This is a genomic window from Rhodococcus sp. IEGM 1351 (genome assembly GCF_030056875.1).
Classification (GTDB): Bacteria; Actinomycetota; Actinomycetes; order Mycobacteriales; family Mycobacteriaceae; genus Rhodococcus_F; species Rhodococcus_F opacus.
On the sequence record NZ_JASHKU010000012.1, the window covers coordinates 98,064 to 121,819 of the forward strand.

At 68.3% G+C, this 23,756-nt stretch carries 23 protein-coding genes; 6 read left to right on the forward strand and 17 right to left on the reverse strand.

The window, feature by feature from the left end; all coding sequences use genetic code 11:
• Positions 1–3: 3 nt before the first annotated feature.
• Genes QM806_RS21640 through QM806_RS21660 form a run of 5 tightly spaced genes read right to left on the reverse strand, consistent with a single transcriptional unit; the run spans position 4 to position 4,621 of the window.
• A complete protein-coding gene (locus QM806_RS21640) occupies positions 4–960 on the reverse strand; it encodes an aldo/keto reductase (protein WP_054246006.1) in 957 nt (318 codons plus the stop codon).
• Entirely contained in the window at positions 960–1,817 is an 858-nt protein-coding gene (locus QM806_RS21645; RefSeq protein WP_005565468.1) for an ATP-binding cassette domain-containing protein, read from the reverse strand. The genes QM806_RS21640 and QM806_RS21645 overlap by 1 nt, the downstream gene beginning before the upstream one ends.
• Entirely contained in the window at positions 1,814–2,629 is an 816-nt protein-coding gene (locus tag QM806_RS21650) for an ABC transporter ATP-binding protein (protein WP_120659754.1), read from the reverse strand. Before QM806_RS21650 ends, QM806_RS21645 begins: the two co-directional genes overlap by 4 nt.
• Position 2,630: 1 nt before the next feature.
• On the reverse strand, positions 2,631–3,578 hold the full coding sequence (locus QM806_RS21655) for an ABC transporter permease (RefSeq protein ID WP_005244653.1): 948 nt from the start codon (positions 3,576–3,578) through the stop codon (positions 2,631–2,633).
• The gene (locus tag QM806_RS21660; RefSeq protein WP_240482720.1) at positions 3,575–4,621 is read right to left on the reverse strand and encodes an ABC transporter permease; all 1,047 of its coding nucleotides are present in this window, start codon (positions 4,619–4,621) and stop codon (positions 3,575–3,577) included. Before QM806_RS21660 ends, QM806_RS21655 begins: the two co-directional genes overlap by 4 nt.
• A 288-nt stretch (positions 4,622–4,909) precedes the next feature.
• On the opposite strand from QM806_RS21660, the gene QM806_RS21665 reads away from it, so the two are divergent.
• The 5 genes from QM806_RS21665 to QM806_RS21685 all read left to right on the forward strand — a co-directional run bounded on the left by QM806_RS21665 (position 4,910) and on the right by QM806_RS21685 (position 11,541).
• Complete coding sequence (locus tag QM806_RS21665) at positions 4,910–6,484, forward strand: ABC transporter substrate-binding protein (protein WP_043789819.1); 1,575 nt, start codon at positions 4,910–4,912, stop codon at positions 6,482–6,484.
• A 60-nt stretch (positions 6,485–6,544) separates the two neighbouring features.
• Positions 6,545–7,771 (forward strand): sialidase family protein, encoded by a 1,227-nt coding sequence (locus tag QM806_RS21670; RefSeq protein ID WP_005566567.1) that lies wholly within the window; start codon positions 6,545–6,547, stop codon positions 7,769–7,771.
• Complete coding sequence (locus tag QM806_RS21675; protein WP_005566569.1) at positions 7,768–8,457, forward strand: SDR family NAD(P)-dependent oxidoreductase; 690 nt, start codon at positions 7,768–7,770, stop codon at positions 8,455–8,457. Before QM806_RS21670 ends, QM806_RS21675 begins: the two co-directional genes overlap by 4 nt.
• A 76-nt stretch (positions 8,458–8,533) precedes the next feature.
• Positions 8,534–10,762 carry a 4-hydroxythreonine-4-phosphate dehydrogenase PdxA gene (gene pdxA, locus QM806_RS21680; protein ID WP_133986061.1) on the forward strand — a complete coding sequence of 743 codons (2,229 nt, stop codon included), beginning with the start codon at positions 8,534–8,536 and terminating at the stop codon, positions 10,760–10,762.
• 11 nt (positions 10,763–10,773) lie between these two features.
• On the forward strand, positions 10,774–11,541 hold the full coding sequence (locus QM806_RS21685) for a DeoR/GlpR family DNA-binding transcription regulator (RefSeq protein ID WP_005244647.1): 768 nt from the start codon (positions 10,774–10,776) through the stop codon (positions 11,539–11,541).
• Between the two features lie 17 nt (positions 11,542–11,558).
• On the opposite strand, the gene QM806_RS21690 is transcribed toward QM806_RS21685, so the two are convergent.
• The 10 genes from QM806_RS21690 to QM806_RS21735 form a co-directional block, all read right to left on the reverse strand.
• Complete coding sequence (locus QM806_RS21690; RefSeq protein WP_005566573.1) at positions 11,559–12,059, reverse strand: hypothetical protein; 501 nt, start codon at positions 12,057–12,059, stop codon at positions 11,559–11,561.
• Positions 12,060–12,095: 36 nt separating this feature from the next.
• The gene (locus tag QM806_RS21695; protein ID WP_043789823.1) at positions 12,096–12,893 is read right to left on the reverse strand and encodes a DUF6390 family protein; all 798 of its coding nucleotides are present in this window, start codon (positions 12,891–12,893) and stop codon (positions 12,096–12,098) included.
• Between the two features lie 24 nt (positions 12,894–12,917).
• Positions 12,918–14,045 (reverse strand): hydrogenase formation protein HypD, encoded by a 1,128-nt coding sequence (hypD, locus tag QM806_RS21700; RefSeq protein WP_005258643.1) that lies wholly within the window; start codon positions 14,043–14,045, stop codon positions 12,918–12,920.
• A gap of 25 nt (positions 14,046–14,070) precedes the next feature.
• A complete protein-coding gene (locus QM806_RS21705; RefSeq protein ID WP_005244643.1) occupies positions 14,071–14,343 on the reverse strand; it encodes a HypC/HybG/HupF family hydrogenase formation chaperone in 273 nt (90 codons plus the stop codon).
• A gap of 26 nt (positions 14,344–14,369) precedes the next feature.
• On the reverse strand, positions 14,370–15,470 hold the full coding sequence (hypE, locus tag QM806_RS21710) for a hydrogenase expression/formation protein HypE (RefSeq protein ID WP_005566578.1): 1,101 nt from the start codon (positions 15,468–15,470) through the stop codon (positions 14,370–14,372).
• A complete protein-coding gene (locus QM806_RS21715) occupies positions 15,467–16,159 on the reverse strand; it encodes a D-sedoheptulose-7-phosphate isomerase (RefSeq protein ID WP_120659751.1) in 693 nt (230 codons plus the stop codon). The genes hypE and QM806_RS21715 overlap by 4 nt, the downstream gene beginning before the upstream one ends.
• Entirely contained in the window at positions 16,156–16,905 is a 750-nt protein-coding gene (locus QM806_RS21720; protein ID WP_133986062.1) for a HypC/HybG/HupF family hydrogenase formation chaperone, read from the reverse strand. The genes QM806_RS21715 and QM806_RS21720 overlap by 4 nt, the downstream gene beginning before the upstream one ends.
• 44 nt (positions 16,906–16,949) lie before the next feature.
• On the reverse strand, positions 16,950–19,256 hold the full coding sequence (gene hypF / locus QM806_RS21725) for a carbamoyltransferase HypF (RefSeq protein ID WP_120659749.1): 2,307 nt from the start codon (positions 19,254–19,256) through the stop codon (positions 16,950–16,952).
• Between the two features lie 146 nt (positions 19,257–19,402).
• On the reverse strand, positions 19,403–19,972 hold the full coding sequence (locus tag QM806_RS21730) for an ATP-dependent Clp protease proteolytic subunit (protein WP_005566585.1): 570 nt from the start codon (positions 19,970–19,972) through the stop codon (positions 19,403–19,405).
• An 80-nt stretch (positions 19,973–20,052) separates the two neighbouring features.
• On the reverse strand, positions 20,053–20,325 hold the full coding sequence (locus QM806_RS21735) for a helix-turn-helix domain-containing protein (protein WP_005244633.1): 273 nt from the start codon (positions 20,323–20,325) through the stop codon (positions 20,053–20,055).
• A gap of 42 nt (positions 20,326–20,367) precedes the next feature.
• On the opposite strand from QM806_RS21735, the gene lhgD reads away from it, so the two are divergent.
• Positions 20,368–21,573: an L-2-hydroxyglutarate dehydrogenase gene (gene lhgD, locus QM806_RS21740; RefSeq protein WP_133986063.1), complete on the forward strand. Its 1,206-nt coding sequence runs from the start codon at positions 20,368–20,370 to the stop codon at positions 21,571–21,573.
• A 10-nt stretch (positions 21,574–21,583) separates the two neighbouring features.
• On the opposite strand, the gene QM806_RS21745 is transcribed toward lhgD, so the two are convergent.
• Entirely contained in the window at positions 21,584–22,177 is a 594-nt protein-coding gene (locus tag QM806_RS21745; protein WP_120659747.1) for an acyl-CoA-like ligand-binding transcription factor, read from the reverse strand.
• The gene (locus tag QM806_RS21750; RefSeq protein WP_120659746.1) at positions 22,167–23,690 is read right to left on the reverse strand and encodes an MFS transporter; all 1,524 of its coding nucleotides are present in this window, start codon (positions 23,688–23,690) and stop codon (positions 22,167–22,169) included. The genes QM806_RS21745 and QM806_RS21750 overlap by 11 nt, the downstream gene beginning before the upstream one ends.
• Between the last annotated feature and the right edge of the window lie 66 nt (positions 23,691–23,756).

Consider the following 23,756-nt stretch of genomic DNA (forward strand, 5'->3'; position numbering starts at 1 on the left):
CTCCTAGCGGTTGTAGTTGGGCATGGGTCCGCGCAGGGCGCTGCCCACTTCGTCGCACGCGTCGATCAGTTCGTCGTCGAGTGTGCCCTTCGCGACAGCGGCGATGTTCGACTGCAGGTGTGCCACCTTGGATCCACCGAGGAGGATCGGGCCCGCCGCAGGCTTGGACACGAGCCAGCGCAGAGCCAGTTCGGTGAGCGGGATGCCGGCCTTGTCGGCGATCACGGACAACTGCGTGATCGCATCGAAGATCGCGGTGTTCCAGTACCGCTCCTTGTACATCTGCGCCAACCGCGAATCGCCGAAGCGCCCATCGGCCGGCTGGGCGTCGAACGAGTGCCGTCCGGTGAGGAGACCGCCGCCGAGTGGGTTGTAGACCATCGTGATCAGTCCGGTGACCGAGGCGAATTCGACGTACTCCTCCTCGATCCGCCGGGCCAGGAGGTTGTACAGCTGCTGGGCCACGATCGGGCGGGGTGCGCCGACGGCGTCGGCCGTGTGGTTCAGTTCCGCGATCTGCCAGGCCGCGAAGTTGGAGACACCGAGGGCGCGGATCTTGCCCTCCGACACGAGATCGGCGACGGTGGAGAGAGTGTCGGCTAGAGGTGTGGCTCGGTCGGGCTGATGGAGATAGAACAGGTCGACGTAGTCGGTGTCCAGTCGCTTCAGGCTCGCCTCGACGCTCGCGCGGAGGCCCGCGGGAGACAGCGGAGAGTTGTCGCCCGCGTCGGGGTGGGGCATTCCCGCCTTGGTGGCGAGGGTGACACGGTCGCGACGCGTGCCCAGCAGTCGGGCGAGGATGCGTTCGGACTCTCCGCCGGCGTAGCCGTTGGCGGTGTCGACATGGGTGATGCCGGCGTCGAGCGCGGCGTCGACCATAGCGGCGGCACCGTCGAAGTCGACGGTGTCGCCGAAGGTCATCGTGCCGAGAACGAGTGAGGTCAGGTCGAGTTCGGGCATCAAGCTACTCCTCGGGATACGGTTCGGGGAACCTCGGTTGCGCCGGGCGGGCGCGAGACGATGTGACGGGGTTTGATCCCGACCATGGTGGTGGGATCGAGCGCGGCGGCGCGGAGCGCCTGGGTGTACGGCTCGGCGGGACGTTCGAGAACATCGGTGGTGAAACCGCTTTCGACCACCCGTCCGCGCGACATGACGATCACGGTGTCGCTGATCTCGCGGACGACGCCGAGGTTGTGGGAAATGAAGACGTAGGTCAGACCGGTGTCGTGCTGGATCTCGCGGAGGAGGTCGAGCACCTGAGCCTGCACCGACACGTCGAGCGCGCTGGTGGCCTCGTCGCACACGAGGAGTTCCGGTCCGCTCGCCAGAGCCCGGGCGATACCGATGCGTTGCCGCTGACCGCCGGAGAACTCGGCGGGTCGACGGTGGAGCGCCGTGGTGGGCAGGCCGACCTGATCGATCAGCGCCGCCGCCCTGCGCGCCCGTTCGGACTTGCTCCGGACGCCTTGGAGGCGGAGCGGTTCGCCGACGATGTCGACGGCGGTCAAGTGCGGGTCCAGCGATCCGTACGGGTCCTGGAAGACCATCTGCACGCGGGACCGGAAGGGCCGCAGTGCCTTCTCCGACAATTGCGCGATGTCGGCACCGTCCACGAGGATGCGGCCGGACGTGGGTGTGAGGAGTCGGACGATCGCCTTCGCGATGGTCGATTTCCCGCACCCGGACTCGCCGACGACGGCGAGCGTCGCCCCCTTGTCCACGGAGAAGCTGACGGTGTCGACCGCGCGGAACACACCGTCGGGGACCGGGTATTCGACGACGAGATCTTCGACGGACAGCAGCGGTGCGCTCATGTCGATGCTCCTACGGTCGTGGTGTAGTCGCCGAGCCGTGGCACGGCGTCGAGCAGCTTCTTGGTGTACGCGCTGCGAGGATGGAGGACGAGGTCTTCGGCCCCGCCGTTCTCGACGAACCGGCCGTCCTTCATGACGTAGATGCGGTCCGACATCAACCGGGCGACGCCGAGGTCGTGGGTGATGACGAGCAGTCCGACGCCCGTGCGCTCCTGCAGTTCGAGCAGCAGGTCGAGGATGCTCGCCTGCACGGTCACGTCGAGGGCGCTGGTGGGTTCGTCGGCGACGATCAGTTCGGGACCCGACGCGAGCGAGCAGGCGATCAGTACACGCTGCAGCATGCCGCCGGACAGCTGGTGGGGGTACTTCCCGAGTTGTCCCGCCGGATTCTGGATCCGCACCTGCTCGAGCAGTTCCACGGCCCGCGCGGTTTCCTTCGCCTTTCCGGTGATGCCGCTGTGGCGCACCGCCTCCCGCAGCTGGGACCCGACGGTGTGCACGGGGCTCAGTGCCGTCATCGGATCCTGCGGGATCAGCGCGATGTGCCGTCCCCGGACCTTCGCGAGAGCCTTCTTCTGTCCGAGGATGTCGCAGTCCTTGAACCGGACCGCGCCCGAGAGGACGGCGAGGTCGTCGGGCAGCAGGCCGAGGATGCCCATCGCGGTGGTCGATTTACCCGACCCCGACTCACCGATGATGGTCACGGTTTCGCCGGCGTCGATGCAGAAGGACACGCCGTCGACTGCGCGGATGACGCCCCGGGCGGTGATGAGTTCGATCTGCAGTTCGTCGACTCTGAGGAGATTCCCCATGTCAGACCTCTTCCTTCCGCAACGAGAATCGGTGCAGGAGCCCGCGGCGCTTCCCGGGCGACCGTGCCGGGCGGTCGCGGAGCCCGTCGCCGAGCAGGTTCACGCCGATCACGAGCAGCACGATGACGAGGCCGGGGAGGGTTACGAGCCACCACGAGGTGGTGATGTAGTCCTGGCCGTCGGAGATGATCCGGCCCCAGGTGGCGAATGGGCGTTGCGGTCCTGCGCCGAGGTAGCTCAGTGCGCTCTCGAGGAGGACGGCCTGCGCGAGCAGCAGCAGGACGACGAGGGATGCCTGCTTGATGATGTTGGGGATCACGTGGCGCAACAGGATGGCGGTGCGTCCGAGTCCGAGTACCCGGGAGGCCGCCACGTACGGCTTCTCGCGTTCGACGAGGACGAGTGAGCGGGTCAGCCGGGCGATCTCCGGCCACTGGGCGATCGCGATGACGAACGTGATGACCGGGATCGACGGGCCGAACAGGGCGACGACGAGCAGCAGCATCATGAGGAGCGGCAGCGACAGCTGGGCCTCGAGCAGCCTGCTCACGACCGTGTCCGTCCAGCCGCCGAGGTAGCCGGCGAGTGCGCCGAGGCACAGGCCGATCAGTCCGGAGACGACGACCGCGAGAATTCCGATCGTCAGCGACACCTGTCCGCCGTAGAGGACGCGGGACAGGAGGTCCCGGCCGAGTTGGTCGGTCCCGAAGAGGTGACCGTCCGTCAGCGGTGGCAGGCGCCGCTGGGCGAGGTCGGTGGCGTCCGGAGAGGGCAGAGGAAGCAGTTGCGCCAGTGCGACGGGCATGATGACGGCGAGGGCGCAGACGGTGCCCACCCAGATCTTCACGCGGCTGTCGCGGGCGCGCCGGGTGGCACCGGCCCGGGCGATGTCCCGGGTGGTCACGGCGCTCGGCCGCTCCTGCGCCGGGGGATCGATGACGGTGGTCATTTCGTCGTTCCCTTTCCGAGTCGGACGCGCGGGTCGAGGAGCGGATAGCAGAGGTCGACGAGGAGCTGGACGAGGACGGCGAGAACCGCGGTCACCAGGACGGTGGCCTGGATGAGGGGGTAGTCCCTCGTCTCGAGTGCACGCACGACCAGCGATCCCACGCCGGGCCACGCGAAGACGACCTCGACCACGACGACGCCGTTGAGCATCGAGGCGAACCGGGTACCGAGAGCGGTCAGCACCGGGATCGCGGAATTCCGCAGGGCGTACCGCCAGATGAGTTCGCGCTCCGGGACGCCCCGCGACCGGGCCACGGTCATGTACGGCGAGGCGAACGCGCCGACCATCTCGCGGCGGACCATGCGGGAGATCAGGGCGATCTGCAGCACGGCCACGGTCACGGTGGGCAGCACCAGGCTGGACCAGGTGGTGAATCCGGCCGCGGGAAAAATCGGGATCAGCACCGCGAACACGGTGATGAGCATCAGTCCGGTCCAGAAGTCGGGCATGGACTGACCGGCGATCGTGACGACGTTGGCGCCGAGTTCGCGCCTCGTGTCGGCGCGGCGCGCCATCCACACTCCGAGCGGGATGGCCACCAGTGTGGTGAGCACGATCGCCGCGACGGACAGGGTGATCGTGTACGGCAGCCGAGCGAGGACGACGTCGAAGGCGGGTGCCTGGAACGAATACGAGGTGCCGAGATCGAGGTGGAGAAGGCCGCGGAGATACAGCAGGTACTGGGTGAACACGGACTGGTCGAGACCCATGTCCGCCCTGATGCGGGCGAGGTCCTCGGTGCTGGCCAGCGGTCCGGCCATCGAGTAGGCGGGATCGCCGGGCGCCATCCGGATGAGGACGAACACGGTGGTCAGTGTCAGGAAGACGGCCAGCGCGCTCTGTGCGAGCCGTTTTGCGACGTAGCGGGGCATGGCCGCCGTCAGCACCCTCGGGACACGGGAGGTCGGGGTCCGGCGGGGAGCCGGTGATGCCGAGCCGGTGGGCTGGGCTGCAAATGCCGTGTCGGCGGCGTGCTGCGTCATGAGGTCACCGGCCGTTCGGTGTCTGCGTGAGGGGTCATCGTCGACCTTTCGATAACGCCGGCGATGGAGGTGTCGACACCGCGGCGTGTCGGGTACAGCAGCTTCATTTGTAACTCAGCTCACAATCGCACTAATGCGCGTTGTGCGCAAGTCTTGCCGCCATCTTGCGCATCTCAAGCAACTCTGAGTAGAGTTCGGATGTGCCGGCGATCACATCGCCTGGTGGGCAACCACCTCGCGCCGTGCCTGATCGCTGCGCCCCATACCCATAGTCCCGAGAGGTCGATGATGACCAATTCTCTTTTCGAACAGCGCTTTTCGAGGAGAACGCTGCTCAGGTCGGGTCTCCTGCTCGGAGCCGGCCTCACGCTCGGATCCGCGGCGGGATGTGCGACGCCGACCGGAACGCCCGGACCGAAGACCGTGAGCCTGGCCCTCAACCGCTCGCTCGTGAGCCTCGACAACAAGCTGAACCAATTCGATGCCGCGCTGACGGTGCAGCGGGGAGTGCGGCAGGCCCTCACCGAGATCGACCGGGACCTGCGCCCCCAGCTGGTGCTGGCCGACCGGTTCGAACTCGTCGCACCCACCCAGTGGTTCGTGCACCTGCGTCCCGGCATCCGGTACTCGGACGGCACCCCGGTGCAGGTTCGGGACGTCGCGACAGCCCTCCAGATGTACAGCCAGGTCGACGGCTCCTTCGTCGGGGGGTTCTTTCCCGAATGGCCCACGGTCGAGCAGATCGACGACACCAGCTTCACCCTGAACACCCAGCGACCCGTCCCGGTCCTCGACTACCTCATGTCGAACATCCTCATCACCCCGGCGGCCGCGAACGTGCCGGAGGAACTGCAGTCCGGGGTGGGATCCGGACCGTACCTCGTGACGGAGAGCGATCGCGGCACCGGAAACTACACCCTGGTTCGCAACGAGAACTACTGGGGAACACCGGCACAGATCGAATCGGTGCGCGTCCGCTTCGTTCCGGACGAGTCGAACCGCGTCGTGACGTTGCGGAGTGGGGAGGTCGACGTGATCGACAGCATCACCCCGGATGCGGCCGACCAGCTCGCCGGACTGTCGGGTGTGGCGATCGATCGGATCGACGGTGTCCGGCTCAATCAGCTCTTCTTCAATTTCCGGAAACCCCAGGGGCACCCGCTGGCCGACGCGCGGGTGCGCAGGGCGCTGACGTATGCGATCGACGGGCGCGCCCTCGTCGACCAGGTTCTGCAGGGCTCCGCCACCCAGTCGCGCGGCGTCATTCCCCTCACTCTCGACGGTGCCGTCGAGACCGGTGAGTACAGCTACGACCCCGCCCGCGCCCGCGGCGAACTCGACGCTCTCGGGATCCGGGATCTGGAGTTGAAGATCATCTGGGAGACAGGCGAGTTCGCGGCCGACACCGACATCATGGAGTCGGTGCTGCAGATGCTGTCCGCGGTCGGCGTGCGAACCACTCTCCAGCAGTTCGAACCCGGTGGCGACATCTCGCAGTGGCGGCAGGGCAAGGTCGGCGACTGGGACGTGCTGGGCAACGGCTTCCCGAGCCCGACCGGTCTGGCCCTCACCATCATGCAGGGCATGTACGCCGGCACCGCGGAGAAGGAAGAGACCCGGGATACCTACCACGGGTACATCTTTCCCGAGATCACCCGGACCATCACCCAGGCCTCGGAGGAGGCCGACGCCGTCCGGCGCGCCGAACTCCTCGCGGACGCGCAGCGCCAGATCTGGGACACGTGCCCGTGCCTGTGGGCGTTCGTTCCGAAAGCGGTTCTCGCGCGCCGCTCACGGATCGACGGTGTCGCGCTGCGCCCCACGAACTCCTATGACCTCAGTGTCGCGGCGCTGCGTGCCTAGACGTGACGTGACCGCCGCACCGAGAACTCGCCCGCCCCTATCCACGCACTGGAGACGCAGATGACCACACCGAGTCCCGCAACCGATACCCGATCCACAGACGGCGTCGTCCGTGACGTCGAGGCGGGTCGACGCGACGCCCTGCTTCCCGCACCGCAGGTGCAGAACCACGCGGCGAATCTCACCGTCCTGCCGGACGGATCCCTCGGATGCGTGTGGTTCGCGGGCACCCAGGAGGGCGTGCCGGACATCAGCGTCTGGTTCTCCCGGCTCGCCCCGGATGCAGACGCGTGGTCGGAGCCGGTGCAGCTGTCCGACGACCCGACTCGTTCGGAACAGAATCCTGTTCTCCACGTGACGAATACGGAAACCGTGTGGCTCCTGTGGACGTCCCAGCACGCCGGCAACCAGGACACCGCACGGGTCATGCGGCGCATCTCCGCCGACGGCGGCCGAACGTGGGGCGAGGCGCACACGCTGCTGCCGGAGACCGACGCCGGGGGTGTGTTCGTGCGACAGCCGGTGGTCGCACTCCCGACCGGGCGGCTCCTGCTCCCCGTGTTCCACTGCGTCCGCATCGAGGGCCGCAAGTGGGTGGGCGATCGCGACTACAGCAGCGTGATGATCTCCGACGATCACGGCGACTCCTGGCGCGAGGTGACTGTGCCGGGCAGCGTCGGCTGCGTGCACATGAACATCGGCCGCCTCGCCGGCGGCACCCTCGTGGCCCTCTATCGCAGCCGCTGGGCGGACTCGATCTACCGCAGCGTCTCGACGGACGACGGCGATACCTGGACCGAGCCGGAGGCCACCGAGCTTCCCAACAACAACTCGTCCATCCAGTTCGTCGTGCTTCCGGGCGACCGTCTCGCCCTGGTGTTCAACGAGTCCAGCGCGGCGAACGCCACCGCGCGGCGGACGTCCCTGTACGACGAGATCGACGACGACGGTCTCGCCGACGGGGTGCCCGAGCAGGCGGACCCGGAGCTCGAGCCGCTCGACGACGGGGACAGTCGCAGCGCGTTCTGGGGTGCGCCCCGCGCCCCGATGACGCTGGCGATGTCCGAGGACGGGGGCCGGACGTGGCCGGTTCGCCGCGACATCGAGATCGGCGACGGGTACTGCCTGTCCAACAATTCTCGTGACGGGCTGAACCGCGAGTACTCGTACCCCAGCATCACCGCCGGGAACGACGGCCGCCTGCACGTCGCGTTCACCCGGTTCCGGCAGGCGATCGAGTACGTCGAGCTCGATCAGGCCTGGGTCGCCGACGGGGGCCGGTCGTGACGCACGGCGACTCGAAGCGTGCGGTCGTGACCGGGGTCAGCTCCGGCATCGGCGCCGCCACCGCCCGGCAGCTTCTCGGCGACGGATGGTCGGTCACCGGATTCAGCCGACGCGACCCCGGCATCGACGACGACCGATTCTCCTGGACGGCCGTCGATCTCGGCGACCTCGACGCACTCTCGGAGCACGCGGCCGCCGCCGGTTCGGTGGACGCCGTCGTGCACGCCGCCGGCCTGCAATCCTCAGCACCTCTCGGGAAACTGCAGGTCGACGACGGCCTGAAGATGTGGCGGATTCACGTCGCAGCCGCGGAGGTTCTCGTCAATGCGCTCGCTCCGTCGATGCGCAACGGCGGCCGGGTGGTCCTGGTCGGCAGCCGCACGATGTCCGGAGCGGCGGGCAAGAGTCAGTACGTCGCCACCAAGTCGGCACTCGTGGGAATGTCGCGGTCCTGGGCTGCGGAGTTGGTGGACCGGGCGATCACTGTCAACGTGGTTGCCCCCGGTCCGACGGACACTCCGATGCTGAACGATCCGGCTCGCACGTCGACGCCTCCGCGGGTCCCGCCGCTCGGTCGATTCATCGCCCCCGGCGAGGTGGCAGGACTGATCGGATTCCTCCTGGGACCGTACGGCGGAAGCATCACGGGTCAGGCGATCGTGCAGTGCGCGGGAGCATCCCTGTGAACAGTCTGCGCGTAACGCGCAAAACTGCTACCATGAAATGCACGAAACGCGCAGATTCCCGGGCGAAGGCGGCATCATGAGACCGAAATCGATCGGATCCGATCCGACCGTCGCGGTCTTCGCCGACGACCTGTCCGGTGCCGCCGAAGTGGCGAGCGCGTTCCTCGATCGGAGTGCGCCCGTATCGCTCCTTCTCGGCGCCGCCGAAACGCATGAACCGGGCGGAGTCGTCATCGCGGATCTCGATACGCGGTCGATGAGCCCGGAGGATGCGGCACGCGCGGTTCGGCACGCGCTCGCCCGAGTTCCGTCCGATGCGCTCGTGGTGAAGAAGATCGACTCACTCCTCCGCGGAAACATCGGGCCCGAGGTGGGAATCCTCGCCGACACCGGTCCGGTGGTCGTCGCAGCAGGGCTGCCGGCGCTCGGCCGGACCGTTCGCCACGGCGTCGTGCACGTCGGAGCGACGCCGCTCCACCGGGCCGGGGTGTGGTCGGCGGAATCCACGCCGCCGCCGGAGTCGATAGCCGAACTCTTTCCGGACAGTCCCACGCATTGCGTGCACCGCGGTCCCGGTGTCGAACGGGCGCTCGCCCGCGCGGTGTCCGCCGGCGCCATCGCGATCTGCGACGTCGAGACCGACGAGGATCTCCACTCGATCGTCCACGCCTGCCGGGCAATCCCCGGAGTGCGACTGGTCGGGACTTCCGCCCTCGCGGCGGCGGTGGCCCGCACGCTGCCGCTCCGACACGTCCCCACCACAGCGACCAGGCGGGCGGAATCCGTCCTGATCGTCGTCGGGACCGCAGAACCCGTTGCCGTGCAACAGGTTGCGTCGCTGGTCGCCGACGGTGTGCGGCACGTGCCGGTCGACGCGTCGCAACTTCTCCGCGGCGATGTGGACCCGACACCCCTGCGGCACGTTCTCGACGACGGTCCTGCGGTCGTGACGGTCTCCGGCGACGTGGAGCCGTCGAATGCCCGGGCGTTGTCGGCGGCGCTCGGACGGCTGGTCGCGGCCCTGCAGAACGACCGCCGAGCCGACCTCGTGCTCACCGGCGGTGAGACGGCCCGCGCCGTCGTCGACGCGCTGGGGATCACGTCGCTTCGGCCGGTCCACGAAGTGCACCACGGCGCCGTCGCCTCCCTGGCGTCCGACGGACGGCGAGTCGTCACGAGGCCCGGCAGCTTCGGCGACGCGACCAGTCTCGCCGCGATCACGGCCTACCTGCGCGGCGCTCAGCCGCCCACCCACACCCCCACACAGCGAGGACCTCACATGACAGCGTCAACTGATACCGCGAACCTTCCCGTCGTCGCCGTCACCATGGGCGACGGCGCCGGAATCGGCCCCGAGGTGATCGTTCCCGCCTTGCTGGACGAGGCCACCCGGTCCTGGTGCACACCGGTCGTCATCGGCGACGCGAAGCGGCTTCGTCTCGCGGCGAATGTGCTCGGCATCGACGTCGACATCGTGACCGTCGAGTCGGTCGCGGACGCGCAGTCGGTACCCGGGCGCGTCAACGTCATCGATCTCGACCTCCTTCCCGACGACCTGCCGTGGGGCGAACTGTCCTCGGTCGCCGGTCACGCGGCCTACGAGTACATCCGCGTCGCCAGCGAACTCGCGGTACGCGGGGAGGTGCAGGCGATCTGCACGGCCCCGCTCAACAAGGAGGCGCTGCACGCCGCCGGCCACATCTTCCCGGGGCACACGGAACTTCTCGCGCACCTCACCGGCACGGAGGAGGTGTCCATGATGCTGTCGACGCCCAAGCTGAAGGTGATCCACGTGACCACCCACATCGGCCTGCTCGACGCCGTCGCGAAGATCGAACCCGGGCTCGTCGAGCGGACGATCCGGCGTGGGCACGACGCGCTGGTGCGCTCCGGTATCCCGGAGCCGAAGATCGGGGTGTGCGGCATCAACCCGCACGCCGGCGAGCACGGGCTGTTCGGCTACGGGGAAGAGGAGCAGAAGATCATTCCCGCGGTCGAGGTGCTGAAGGCGGACGGTATCGACGTCCACGGACCCTTGCCGGCGGATACCGCGTTCTTCCTCGCGGGGCGCGGCGACTACGACCTCATCGTGGCGATGTACCACGACCAGGGGCACGGACCGGTGAAGGTCCTCGGCATCGAGGCGGGGGTCAACATCACGGTGGGACTGCCCGTCATCCGGACGTCCGTCGACCACGGCACCGCCTTCGACATCGCAGGCAAGGGTATTGCCGAGGCCGGTAGTATGGTCGAAGCTCTTCGTCAGGCTGCCGAATTGGCAACCAGCACAGCGGTTGTGAAGTAGGGGGACGAAACATGGCGGTTCGCGAGTCGGAAGCACGCCGATCCGAGATCGTGCGACTGGCCCGGTCGAGCGGGTTGGCCAGCGTCGACGACCTGTCGGCGCAGTTCGGTGTCACCGCCTCCACCATCCGGCGGGACCTGAGTCAGCTCACGTCCCAGGGTCTGATCGCCCGGACCTACGGTGGCGCGATCGCGCTCGACCCCCAGCAGGAATCGTCACTCCGCCAGCGCGCTCTCGAGGGATTCGACGCGAAGCGGGCGATCGCGGAATGGGCCGCGAGCCAGGTCCGGCCAGGCGAGACCATCCTGCTCGACGCCGGCACCACCGTGGGTGCGATGGGGGAGTTTCTGCGCGAGATCGACGACATCACCGTCATCGCGGCCGGTCTGACCGCCCTCGAATCGCTGGCCGACGCGGACTCCGTGCGGGTCGAGTGCATCGGCGGAACACTCCGCCACCTCAGTCAGGGGTTCGTCGGACCGTTGGCCGAGGCCACGCTCCAACGCGTCACGTTCGATCGCGCGTTTCTCGGCGCGGACGCCGTCACCGCGGATCTGGGGATCTGTGAAGCAGAGCTGGAGCAGACGCGCCTCAAGGAGATCATGATCGCCCGTGCCGATGAGGTGTACGTGCTCGCGCACGCGGCGAAGCTCGGGCAGCGCCCCTTCCATGCGTGGGCGCCGATCCCTCCGGGAACCACGATCGTCACCGACGACTCGGCAGACACCGGGGAGACCGCGTCTTTCGAAGCTGCGGGGATGCGCGTGGTGCGCGTCTGACGACGGGCGACGGGGCCTTACCGCTTGTCCTTCTTCGCTTGCCGTCGTGCGCCTGCGGCGATGGTGGATGCTTCGAACTTCTTGCGCCCGGATGATTTCCGGGTGGCGTCGGCGCGTTCCTTGCCGGACGAGCCGACCTTGCCGTTGCTGTCGCCGAGTTCGCTGAAGGACGGGGAGTCGCTGCGGGCGCGGGCGAGGCGTTCGTCTTTCAGTTCGCGGGCGCTCGCGCGGGCCGCCGTCGCCAATTGGCCGCTCACCCTGCTGAGTGCTGCCTCGAAGACTTCCACCTTGTCGGCATTGCGCGTGTTGGCCGCTTTACCGGCTCCGCGCGCGCCCTTGTCCGCGACCTTCACTGCGCCTTCCTGGCGGTACAGCTTGACGTGCTTGTTGCGGGCACGGCGGATGCGGGTGTGCAGTGTGATCAGCTTGTCCTCGTCCAAGTCGGCCATCTGCGCCTTCTTGGTTTCGCGGATCAGCACGAACTCTTCTTCGGACAACGAGTTCAGGATCTTCTTCATATCGGCTCCGATCCGGCCACAGGCCGTGAGTTGTAGTCATGGTAGCGGGGAAACGTTCGTGTCGGTCCGTTTCCGTGAGGTCGGGGTCGGGGTCGCTCGCCGAAGCAGTCGCTGATTGGTCTGTGCAAGTTGCCATTCCGTCTGCCCGCGCAACCGGTCCACCCGATCCGGATCGAGACGGTCGCACACGAAATCCCAGTGCACCGCCACCCGGTCACCCACGGTGAGGTCGGCGACGAAAGCACCTTCGGGCACGCGGTAGTCGGCCGGGTCGTCCTGTTCGGGCCCGAGGGACAGCTGGGTGCCGTCCCACGACAGGCGACGCGACCGGACGACGGCCCGGTCGTGATCGATGCCGACCACCTCACCCCAGCGGATGCGGCACGAGTCGAGAACCTGCAGCGGCTGCGGCATTCCGGTGTCCAGCAGCCGCGACCACGGATACACGCCGAACACGTGAAAGTTGTGGGTGGGCGCCGCCTCCCCGAGCAGGTCCTCGGTGAGGTGTTTCCAGTAGTGGCCGGCCTGCGACGCGAGGCGGGCGAGCAATGCCGCGCCGAACTCGGCGCGGTCGACGCGGTCGGAGAGTTCGTCCGAGGTCCAGTAGGCTCGAACGACTCTCTCGTCCAAGGGGTCCGGTATTCCGGCGAGCCGGGCGATCACCTCCTGGTACGGCCAGGCGCCGCTGAACTGCTTCGCCAACGCCACCACGTCGGTATCCGGCGCCGCACCGCACGCGACCGCCTGCAGTCGCTCCGAACCGGGAGGGCCGCAGTAGCCCAAGGCATTCGGGGCGTGCGCATACTGCGCGAACACTCGATGCCCGGACGGCATCCTGTGTTCGCGCGGCATCACCGGTCAGCCTCGCTGACCCAGCAATTGCGCCGTCTCGCGGTGGAGCCGGCCGAAGTTGTAGTACGCGGCACACGCGCCCTCGGGGGACACCATGCACGTGCCGATCGGCGTCTCCGGTGTGCAGGCCGTCCCGAAGACCTTGCATTCCCACGGTTTGATGACGCCTTTGAGAACCTCACCGCACTGGCACGCCTTCGGATCGGCCACCCGCACACCCGGCATCGAGAACTTCTCCTCGGCGTCGAATTCCGCGTAGTTCCGGTGGACCTTGAGCGCGCTCTGAGAGATGAACCCGAGCCCGCGCCACTCGAAGTGCGGGCGTAATTCGAACGTTTCGGCCATCAGCTTCAGCGCCTGCACGTTGCCCTCCGCGCGCACCACGCGCTTGTACTGGTTCTCGATCTCGCAGCGGCCCTCGCGGATCTGCTGGAGCAGCATGTGCACCGACGCGAGGATGTCGAGTGGCTCGAAGCCCGCGACCACCATCGGTTTGCCGTATACCTCGGACACGAACCGGTACGGCCGCAGCCCCACCACGGTGGACACGTGGCCCGGACCGAGGAAACCCGACAACCGCAGGTCGGGGGACTCGAGGATCGCCTTGATCGGCGGAACGATGGTGACGTGGTTGCAGAACACACTGAAGTTCTTCACGCCCAGCGCCCGCGCGCGCACCAACGTCACCGCGGTGGACGGTGCCGTCGTCTCGAACCCGACGGCGAAGAACACCACCTGGTGGTCGGGATTGTCGAGTGCCACCTTCAGCGCGTCCAGCGGCGAATACACGAAGCGGACGTCCGCGCCACGGGCCTTGGCCTCGATGAGGTTGCCCTTGGATCCGGGCACCCGCATCATGTCGCCGAACGTCGTGAAGATGACGCCGGGCTGTTCGGCCAGCCACATGGCGTCGTCGACGCGGCCCATGGGGATGACGCACACCGGACATCCCGGTCCGTGCACCAGTTCGACCGATTCCGGCAGGAGATGCTCGATGCCGTGCCGGTAGATCGTGTGGGTGTGGCCGCCGCACACCTCCATGAATTTGAACTCGTCGCCACGGGCCAGTTCGGTGATGGATTTGACCAGGGCGCGTGCCGCCGCCGGGTCCCGGAATTCGTCGACGAACTTCATCCCTGTTACCTCGTTCTTGCTGTAGTCACGCGATTTCGGACGAGTTGAACGCGTCGATCTCGTTCACGTAGTCGGCGCCCATCTTCTGCACCTGATCCAACGTCAGCTGCGCCTCGATCTCGTCGATCTTCGCCATCGCGAAACCGACGTGCACGAGCACCCAGTCACCGACGACGAGACCTTCTTCGGCGAGCAGTCGCACACTGATCGTTCTCTGGACGCCGTTCACGTCCACCTTGGCCAGATGCTGTTCGGCGTCGACGATGTCGACCACCTGACCGGGTATCCCCAGACACATCGTGGTTCTCCTTCTCGGGCTGTTCTTCAGCAGATTCGGGGGAGCGGGTCGCCGACGAGCATGTCGACGATCCGGCTGCCGCCGAACGAGGTTCGCAGTGCGACGATGCCCGGCGGTTCGGCCAGGATCTCGCCCACCACGGTGGCATCGGCTCCCCTCGGGTGGGATCGCATCGCCGCGACGGCCGCATCCGCCTCGTCCGACGCGACGATCGCGACGAACTTCCCCTCGTTCGCGACGTACAGCGGGTCGATGCCGAGCATGTCGCAGGCGCCCAGCACCTGCGGCTCGATGGGCAGGGACTGCTCGTCCACGATCACGGCGAGCTGGCAGGCGTGAGCGAGTTCGTTGCACACGGTGCCGACGCCGCCGCGGGTGGCGTCTCGCATCCACCGCGTCGACGGTGCCGCGTCCAGCAGCGTCTCCACCAACGAGTTCACCGGGGCCGTGTCGGAGGCGATGTCGGCCTCGATCGCCAGGTCACCGCGGGCGAGCATGACCGCCATGCCGTGGGCGCCGATGGTTCCCGACAACAGCACCTTGTCGCCGGCGCGCACGAGATCCGCCGACAGCCGCCTGCCCTCCGGGATGACACCGACACCGGCGGTGGAGATGTAGACGCCGTCGGCGGCGCCCTTGCCGACGACCTTGGTGTCGCCGGTGACGATCTGCACTCCGGACAGGACGGCCGCCTCGCTCATGTCGGCGACGATCTCCCGCAGTTCGGCGATCGGGAAACCCTCCTCGATGACGAACGCCGCCGACAACCACCGCGGGCGCGCACCGGACACGGCGAGATCGTTCACCGTCCCGTGCACCGCGAGATGCCCGATGGAACCGCCGGGAAAACGCAGTGGCTGAACCACGTACGAGTCGGTGGAGAACGCGAGCCGCTCACCCGACGGCATGGTGAGCGCGGCCGCGTCACCGAGTTGCTCGAGTTCCTCGTTGCGGAACGCCTCGACGAACACCGCGTCGACGAGGGCCGCCGACGACTTCCCGCCCGCACCGTGAGCGAGGGTCACCACCTCGTCCAGCAGCCGCGGCCGGCGTTGCCGGAACTTGTCGATCCGCTCGAGGACCCGGTCTTCCCGTTCCGCCGAGGTTGTCGGTTCGGTGGTGCTCATGAAGCCTCCACGGAGTTGGGAGCGGGCCGCGCCATGTGTTCCTGGGCCACCGACCACAGCCGGTACCCGAGCATCGCGTGGCTCTCCTGGATCCGGTGGATGCTCTGCGAGTGGACGGTGTAGCAGAAGTCGAGTTCGCCGGCGGACGCCATCGCCGCCATCCGGCCGCCCTCGTGCCCGGCGAATCCGATGGTCAGCAGCCCCCGCTGTTTCGCCTCGGTGAGCGCGGTCATCAGATCGTCGGAGTTGCCCGACGTCGACAGTGCGATCGCGACGTCCCGGTCCCGGGCGTGCGCGATGATCTGTCGCTTGAAGATCAGATCGAAACCCACGTCGTTGCCGAGCGCCGTCACCACGGCCTGATCGGCGGCGAGCGACCACGCCGCCACCGGCCGTCCGCGGGCGGGACGGCTGAACAGCGACGCGAGCGTGGCGGCGTCGGTGGAGCTGCCGCCGTTGCCGAACGTGTAGAGCCGGCCGCCGCGACGGAATCTGTCGGCCATGTCGATGCCGGCCGCGGTCAGGCCGTCGCCGTACTCGTCGAGGGACTCCTTCTGCAGGCGCGCGCTCTCGGCGGCCTTCCCCCGCGCGGAGGCGGCGAGGTCGTCGAGGAGGCTCTGGGCGTCGGTTTCCTCCGAGTCGATAAACGGGTAGAGGAAGCTGGTGCTTTCCGAATCGTGCGTCGTCATCGGTTCGTCTCCTGCCCGGCGTCGTCGAGTCTGGTGATCGCGGCACCCGCATGCACCAGGACGAGGTCGTTCGGCTGAACGTCGCCGAGGACGCTGACGTCCACCCACTCCTCGCCCGCAGCGGTGCGGACCAGGGCGGGTCCGAGCGGTTCGGCCGGCTCGATCACCACCTCACCGAGACGGCCCTCGTCGCTGCACGTGACGCAGACCGTCTCGTCGCACTCCTCGGCGTCGGGCTTCAGCAGTCCCGAGTGCTCGAAGCAGACGTGGGTGAGTTCCCACAGCAGGTGATACATGAGGACGAACCGCCCGGTGGCCGGCACCATCGGGTCGTCCGAGTCGACCCAGAGGATGTGGTTCGCCGCACCGGCCGGAGGTCGGGCGCCCGCCCCGATCCACAGCGTCATCGCACCCCACGCCGGTGCGCGGCGCATCGCGTCGACCACGGCGGGCTCGTTCGCCGACGCCACGGCCAGCAGGATGTCGCCGGGCCTGCTCGCCACCCGGGCCTGCGCCACCGGATCGGGTTCGACGAGGGCCACCGACGGCAGCGCCCGTTTACCCATGATCACGGGATGGACGAATTCGACGGCGACGTGATGGGCGTGCGGTTCCCACTGGGGTGAGATCACCCAGAGCGTGGCGCCGTCATGGAATCTGCGGGCGAGTGACAATGCTGCGGCAGCGAGATCCGCAGACAGATCGGTGTCGACAAGGTGCCCGCCCGCCTCTGCGGTGGTGGTCATTCACTAGCTCCCGTCCCGGACCGGCCGGTCGGGGGCTGCCGACGTCACGGTCCGCGCATGGTTGCCGCGGCACCGATCACCGCCTGGCCGAGGGAGAGTCCTCCGTCGTTGGGAGGCACCCGGTGGTGGGTGAGGACTCGATAACCGCTGCTCTCCCAGTGTGCTCTCACCAGTGCGAGGAATAAACGGTTTTGAAAGACTCCTCCGGTGAGTCCGATCGTCGACGCGCCGGTCGCGGTGGCGGCCCGGTCGACGAGATCGGCGGTCGCGGCGGCGAGGGCATGGTGGAAGCCGAGTGCGAGCGCCGCGGGCGGGGTCCCGTCGCGGAGACCGGCAACCAGTCCGGACACCAGAAGAGGCAGCTCGAGCTGGTCGTTCTCCACGTCCATGGCCAGGGGAGCCGGGTGCGGGGCGGTCCGGGCGAGGGCCTCGAGTTCGACGGCCGCCTGCGCCTCGTAGGTGATCCGATGCCGCACCCCGAGCAGCGACGCTACGCCGTCGAACAGGCGGCCCGCGCTCGTCGTCCTGACGCAACCGAGACCCGACAGAAGTTGGGACTCCACGGCCGCGCGCTCCGCCGAGGGGACCGCCTCCACGCACGGCAGCCCGTCGACGTCGGTGATCCCGCACTCGTGCAGCAGAGCCAGCGCCACCCGCACCGGATTCCGGACGGCGGCATCACCGCCCGGCAGTGAGAAGGGCTGGACGTGACCCACCCGCCTCGAGTCGAGGATGTTCGGGCCGACCAGGAGGAGTTCGCCGCCCCACACGGTGGTGTCGCAGCCGTACCCGGTCCCGTCGAACGCGACACCGAGCACCGTCGTCCCGACCAGTCCGTGTTCGGCCATCAGCGACGCGACGTGCGCGTGGTGGTGCTGCACGGTGAGCAGGGGGACGCCGGTCCTCTCGCTGTAGCGCCGGGCCCAGTGGTGCGTCGAATATCCGGGGTGCCGGTCGGCGACCACGGCCTCCGGGGAGATGCCGTGCAGATGCGTCAACTGCCGCACCGACGTCTCGAAGGCGCGCTGACTCTCCAGGCTGCCCATGTCGCCGAGGTGCGCCGAGCAGAACGCGTAGTCCTGCCGGGTCAGGCAGAAGGTGTTCTTGATCTCCGCGCCCACCGCGAGGATCTCCGGGCCGTGCGCAGGCAGCACGACCGGCAGCGGTGCGAACCCGCGCGAGCGGCGGATCGGCAGTACCGCCCCTGCCGCCACCGCCAGGACGGAATCCTCGCAGGGCACCGCGATGCGGCGGTCGTGCATCAGGAACACGTCGGCGATGTCCGCCAATCGAGTACGGGCGTCGTCGTTGTCGAAACAGAGGGGTTCGCCGCTCAGGTTGCCCGACGTCATGACCAGCACCCGCGGTGGGTCGACGTCGCTGCCGGGGGTCCGGGTGAACAGGAGATGGTGCAGCGGGGTGTAGGGGAGCATCACCCCGAGGTCGTCGATCCCGGGCGCGATGCCGTCGGCAATCGACGCAGTGTTCTTCTTGCGCAGCAACAGGATCGGCCGGGCCGCGTGTCGCAGCAGCGCGCTCTCGGGCTCGGAGATCTCGCACAGCTCGGCGGCGACGGACAGGTCCGCGGTCATCACCGCGAACGGTTTATCGGGGCGGTGCTTGCGCGCCCGCAGAGTCTCGACGGCGGTCGGGTCGGCGGCATCGCACACGAGGTGGAACCCGCCGAGGCCCTTGACCGCCACGATCCGGCCGTCCCGCAACGCCCCCTGCACCGCGGTGAGGACGGCGTCGTCCCCGTAGATCCGGTGCCGGTCGATCTCGGCGAACAGGTGCGGACCGCAGTCGGGGCAGCACACCGGCTGGGCGTGGAACCGTCGGTCCGCGGGGTCGCGGTATTCGGCGAGGCACGCCGCGCACAGCGGGAACTCGGCCATCGTGGTGTTGGGCCGGTCGTAGGGCAGGTCGGTGATCACCGTGAACCGCGGCCCGCAGTTGGTGCAGTTGACGAACGGGTGGCGGTACCGCCGATCGTGCGGATCGGCCAGTTCGCGAAGACAATCCGCGCACGTCGCCACGTCCGGCGACACCAGTGTCCGCGCGCCGGGGACGTGCCGGCTGTCGATGATCCGGAACGACTGGTCCCCGCGCACCGGAACGGGCTGGGCGGTCGCGTCGACGATCACGGCCATCGGCGGCGCGTCCGCGCGGAGCCGGCGCACGAACTCGGACACCGACGCGGACTTGCCCTCGATCTCGATGAACACGCTGACGTCGTCGTTGCCGCAGTGGCCGTGCAGTCCCAGGTCGTCGGCCAGTCGCGCGACGAACGGGCGGAAGCCGACCCCCTGCACGACCCCGTGGACCGTGATGCGCGATCGTTCGACCGTCATCCTCGGATGATTCCCCCGTCGAGGTGCGGGGCGCAAGAGCCCGCCCGTTGACGTCCAGCCGCACAGCCGCACCCTTCCTCGGTTCGCGCACTCGAAATTGCGCCCGAATTCGTGGGCGGGAGCCGACAACGAGTGCGTCCGCCGGATTACTCCCCGTCGACCGAGCGCGCGCCGGTGACGGCGTCGATCAACCCGTAGTCGCGCGCCTCGTCGGCGGTGAGGATCCGGTGGTTCCGCATGTCACCGATCACCGTGTCGACGGGACGCCCGCAGGAGTCGGCGATGCGCTGCTGCAGCCTCCGGAGTTGCTGCTCGTGATGTTCCGCGGCGATGGCGACGTCCGACGCCGGACCGGCGCAGGACGTCTGCGGCTCGCGGAGGTGGAACGTGGCGTGCGACGCCGACGTCCGGCGATCGGCGGGCGCGAGGAGGGCGATCGCCATTCCCCGAACGTCGCCGCGGCAGTGGACGTGCAGCGGGACGCCCATCAGGTCGAGGGTGTCGAGGAGGGTGGCGGCCGCGTCGATGTCGGCGTCGACGCCGTGCAGCCATAGCTGGACCTCCCCGTCGTCCGAGGCGTCGAGCAATGCCAGCGACGCCGCCGCGCGGTTGGTGGCCTCGGCGTCGAGTCGGCCGGTCAGCGACACGATTCGTTTGTCGAACAGGCGCTCGGCCAGCCAGTCGGGACCGGGAGCGGGCACGGACGTGACGGGCATCGGGGCGGGCGGCTGGAGGGGGTCCGGCTGCCAGGGCGTGTGAAACGGCGGGACCGGTGGTGGGGTGGGTGGTGGCCAGATCATGGTGATGACTCCCGGTGCGCTGAGATCGTCCAGTCGACCGTCCGGCCCACGGCCTCCGCATACCGTTCGAGCGTCGACAGGCGGGGGTCGACGTCGCCGCGTTCGAGCCGGGCCACGGCCGACTGCGACGTGCCCATGTGGGCGGCGATCTCCGTCTGCGTCAGACCGCGCTCGCGGCGAGTGCTGACGAGCTCGTCCAGCAGCGCTCGACGCCGATCGGACAGGTGCTCCAGTCCGGGAAAAGACGTGCGTCGAGGGGTGGTCGACATACCATCGATGATATCTCGAGAACGGTATACGGAGGGGTGCTCATGGCGAAGGTTCGTGCGGCCGTCATCGGCGGCGGCATCATCGGTCTGGCGGTCGCCCGGGAACTTCTGCACCGGATGGACAGCGTCGAGGTAACGCTGTTCGAGAAGGAATCGCGGGTCGCGGCCCACCAGACCGGCCACAACAGCGGCGTCGTCCACGCCGGCCTGTACTACCCGCCGGGCAGCCTGAAAGCGCGCCTGTGCCGCCGTGGCGTCACCCTCCTGCAGCAGTACGCGGAGAACAAGGGTGTGGCCTACGAGGAATGCGGCAAAGTGGTGGTCGCCCACGACTCGTCCGAAGTGGCGCGGATGGACGCCATCTTCGACAGAGCGGTGGCCAACGGCGTCCCCGGCATCCGCAAGGTCCCGGGGGAGGAGATCCCCGAGATCGAACCGCACGCACGCGGCGTCGCCGCCGTGCACTCGCCGCACACCGCGATCATCGACTACGTGGCGGTCGCGGAGGCTCTCGCCGCGGACATCGCCGCCGCGGGCGGACGCGTCCTCCTCGGCCGGGAGGTCGTGGGCCTGGACAGCCGGACCGCGGAAACGGTGGTCACCACCCGGCAGGGCCGTGAGGCCTTCGACCTGGTGGTCACGTGCGCGGGACTGCAGTCCGACCGGGTGGCACTGATGTCGGGTGAACCGCGATCACCTCGGGTGGTGCCCTTCTTCGGCGACTACTTCCTGCTCGAGCCCGAGCGGTCCTCGCTCGTGAAGGGGCTGATCTACCCGGTTCCGGACCCGCGGTACCCGTTCCTCGGCGTCCACCTGACCAAGAGGATCGACGGGCGAATCATGCTCGGACCGAACGCCTTTCTCGCCTTCGGGCGGGAGGCATACGACCGTCGGGGGTGGTCGGCGTCGGACGTGATGTCGGCGGTCGGGTTTCCCGGGTTCTGGCGGTTCGCCGTGCACAACACCGCGGCGGCAGTCCGCGAGGCCCGCACCGTCTTCAGCACGGGACAGTTCGTGAAGGAGGCGCAGAAGTACGTGCCCGACGTGCGCCGCTCCGACGTCACCCGCGGACCCCGGGGCATCCGCGCTCAGGCGATGAACGCCGACGGCAGCCTCGAGGACGACTTCGTCATCACCGGGGCGGGACGCGTCGTTCACGTCCGGAACGCGCCCTCACCGGGTGCGACGTCGTCCCTCGCCATCGCGGAACACGTCGTGACGGAGGTCATCGCCCGCGCGACCGCGTGACCTGCCGGGTCTACGACGTGGCACGCCCGAGCGGCAACCCGTCCTCGAGGAACTCCAGTGCGCGCAGGGCGAGTGGCAGATCACCGGGAAGCAGATCGACCACACCGAGGATGACCCCGACGATCGCCCCGGCGAGCGCGCGGACCTCGAAGTCGTCGGCGGTGCGTCCGACCCTGCGCGCCATGACACCCGCGATCATGTCGATGCTGCGCACCATTTCCTGCATGATGGCACCGCGAAGTTCCGGGACCGAGTACAGCAGTTCCTGACGCTTCCGCTCGAAGTCCAAGTCTGCCTGGGACAGGCCGGCCAACACGGACTCGGCCGCCTTCCGGAATGCGGTGATCAGCGGGACGTCCGGCGGTTGCGCTTCGATCGCCTCGATCATGACCGGGTCGAGGTCGTCGGCGAGCACCAGTTGTTCCTTGGTGGGGAAGTAGCGGAAGAACGTGCTCGGCGACACGTCCGCCGCCTCCGCGATCTGCTCGATCGTGGTTTCGGCGTAGCCCTGTTCACGGAACAACCGAAACGCCTCGGAACGGATGGTCAGCCGGGTGCGCGCCTTCTTCCGCTCCCGCAGGCCTGGTCGAGCGTCAATGGACATGTACCGATTCTGACTCATCCTGCTCCCGGGCCGGGGTATCGCGGGGCGTGAACCGCGCTGCGAGCACCATCGCGACGGCGCAGATGCCCGCGCACACCCACAGCATGAGCCCCATCCCGGACAGGAACGACGCCTGGACCTGCGCGAGCATCGACGGGTCGCCGGTCGCCTCGGCCACCGCGACGCCGGCGTTGACGCCGTCGCGGACCGGATCCACGTCGAGTGCGCCCAGTTCGGTCCGGTAGCGGGTGGCGAGCACGGTGCCCAGCACCGCGACCCCGATCGTTCCGCCTGCCTGCCGCAGCGCCTGGATCAGCGCCGAGCCGGAACCGGACCGTTCGGCCGACAGTGCGCCCAGGGCCGCACCCATCGCCGCCGGCATCACGAAACCCATTCCCGCGCCGACGAGTGCGATCCATGTCGCGGTGACCCAGTACGCGGAATCGACGGAGGTCAGGGCGCCGGTCGCGAGTCCCGCCGTGAGGAGGGCGAACCCGATGACGATGACCGGCCGGGCGCCGGCGCGCCGAAGCAGTTGGTCGCAGAGCCGGGTGCCGACCAGCAGTCCGCCGATCAACGGCAGCAGACGGAGGCCGCTACCCAGCGCGTCGACCCCGAGCACGGCCTGGAAGTACTGCGGAACCGTGAAGAACAGCCCGAACATCCCGAAGTTGACCAGCGTCGTGAAGATCGTGCCCCAGCGGAATCCGGGACTGGCGAACAGCGACGTGTCGATCAGGGGATGACGCGACCGACGCTCCCACATCGCGAACAGTCCGAGCACGACCACGGCCGCCGCGATCGACGTCAATGCCAGTGTGTCGCCCCAGCCGTCCTGGCCGGCCTTGATGAAACCGTAAGTGAGGCAGAGTAATCCGAATGACGACAGTGTGGCGCCGAGATAGTCGGTGGGCGACTGCTCCTCGCTGCGCGATTCCGGGACCAGGGTCGCGACGGCGATCGCGCCGACGACGACCAGCGGCACGTTGATCAGGAACACCGATCCCCACCAGAAGTTTTCGAGCAACCACCCGCCGAGAATCGGGCCGAGGGGCAGGCCGATCGCGGTGGACGTCACCCAGATGGTCAGTGCCCGCGACCGTTCGCCAGCGTCGGGGAACAGCACGGGCAGCACCGCCATCGACAGCGGCATCATCACCGCGGCCCCCAGCCCCAGCAGGGTGCGTCCGGCGATCAGTTGACCCGACGTGGTCGCGTAACTGCAGAGCAGCGACGCGACACCGAACAGGACGAGGGCGCCGAGCAGGAGTTTCTTGCGGCCGTACCGGTCGCCGAGCGCACCCGCAGGAAGCAGTGCGGCCGCGAGGACCAGCGTGTATGCGGAACTGAACCACTGCAATTGCGAGTTGTCCGCTCCGAGATCGACCGCCAGTGTCGGCAGTGCCACCGTCAGGACCGTGATGTCGAGACCGATGGTCAGCATGGCCACGGACAGGGCTCCGAGCGCCCACCAGCGGCGTGGGGCGACTTCGATGACCGTCGTTTCACTCATGACAGCTCCACTCGAAAGGAAGTTACTATATTTTGATAGTAACTCTCACTTTGTGGCTGTCAAGGG

Excerpts from the sequence above, each read along its gene's own strand:
- QM806_RS21665 (WP_043789819.1), top strand. The coding sequence starts at position 4,910 with ATGACCAATTCTCTTTTCGAACAGCGCTTTTCGAGGAGAACGCTGCTC.
- QM806_RS21715 (WP_120659751.1), bottom strand. The coding sequence starts at position 16,159 with ATGACGACGCACGATTCGGAAAGCACCAGCTTCCTCTACCCGTTTATC.
- QM806_RS21745 (WP_120659747.1), bottom strand. The coding sequence starts at position 22,177 with ATGTCCATTGACGCTCGACCAGGCCTGCGGGAGCGGAAGAAGGCGCGC.
- QM806_RS21720 (WP_133986062.1), bottom strand. The coding sequence starts at position 16,905 with ATGACCACCACCGCAGAGGCGGGCGGGCACCTTGTCGACACCGATCTG.
- QM806_RS21695 (WP_043789823.1), bottom strand. The coding sequence starts at position 12,893 with ATGCCGTCCGGGCATCGAGTGTTCGCGCAGTATGCGCACGCCCCGAAT.
- QM806_RS21655 (WP_005244653.1), bottom strand. The coding sequence starts at position 3,578 with ATGACCACCGTCATCGATCCCCCGGCGCAGGAGCGGCCGAGCGCCGTG.
- QM806_RS21750 (WP_120659746.1), bottom strand. The coding sequence starts at position 23,690 with ATGAGTGAAACGACGGTCATCGAAGTCGCCCCACGCCGCTGGTGGGCG.
- hypE (WP_005566578.1), bottom strand. The coding sequence starts at position 15,470 with ATGAGCACCACCGAACCGACAACCTCGGCGGAACGGGAAGACCGGGTC.
- QM806_RS21640 (WP_054246006.1), bottom strand. The coding sequence starts at position 960 with ATGCCCGAACTCGACCTGACCTCACTCGTTCTCGGCACGATGACCTTC.
- QM806_RS21735 (WP_005244633.1), bottom strand. The coding sequence starts at position 20,325 with ATGTCGACCACCCCTCGACGCACGTCTTTTCCCGGACTGGAGCACCTG.
- QM806_RS21670 (WP_005566567.1), top strand. The coding sequence starts at position 6,545 with ATGACCACACCGAGTCCCGCAACCGATACCCGATCCACAGACGGCGTC.
- pdxA (WP_133986061.1), top strand. The coding sequence starts at position 8,534 with ATGAGACCGAAATCGATCGGATCCGATCCGACCGTCGCGGTCTTCGCC.
- hypF (WP_120659749.1), bottom strand. The coding sequence starts at position 19,256 with ATGACGGTCGAACGATCGCGCATCACGGTCCACGGGGTCGTGCAGGGG.
- QM806_RS21660 (WP_240482720.1), bottom strand. The coding sequence starts at position 4,621 with ATGACGCAGCACGCCGCCGACACGGCATTTGCAGCCCAGCCCACCGGC.
- hypD (WP_005258643.1), bottom strand. The coding sequence starts at position 14,045 with ATGAAGTTCGTCGACGAATTCCGGGACCCGGCGGCGGCACGCGCCCTG.
- lhgD (WP_133986063.1), top strand. The coding sequence starts at position 20,368 with ATGGCGAAGGTTCGTGCGGCCGTCATCGGCGGCGGCATCATCGGTCTG.
- QM806_RS21650 (WP_120659754.1), bottom strand. The coding sequence starts at position 2,629 with ATGGGGAATCTCCTCAGAGTCGACGAACTGCAGATCGAACTCATCACC.
- QM806_RS21645 (WP_005565468.1), bottom strand. The coding sequence starts at position 1,817 with ATGAGCGCACCGCTGCTGTCCGTCGAAGATCTCGTCGTCGAATACCCG.
- QM806_RS21690 (WP_005566573.1), bottom strand. The coding sequence starts at position 12,059 with ATGAAGAAGATCCTGAACTCGTTGTCCGAAGAAGAGTTCGTGCTGATC.
- QM806_RS21730 (WP_005566585.1), bottom strand. The coding sequence starts at position 19,972 with ATGCCCGTCACGTCCGTGCCCGCTCCCGGTCCCGACTGGCTGGCCGAG.
- QM806_RS21705 (WP_005244643.1), bottom strand. The coding sequence starts at position 14,343 with ATGTGTCTGGGGATACCCGGTCAGGTGGTCGACATCGTCGACGCCGAA.
- QM806_RS21685 (WP_005244647.1), top strand. The coding sequence starts at position 10,774 with ATGGCGGTTCGCGAGTCGGAAGCACGCCGATCCGAGATCGTGCGACTG.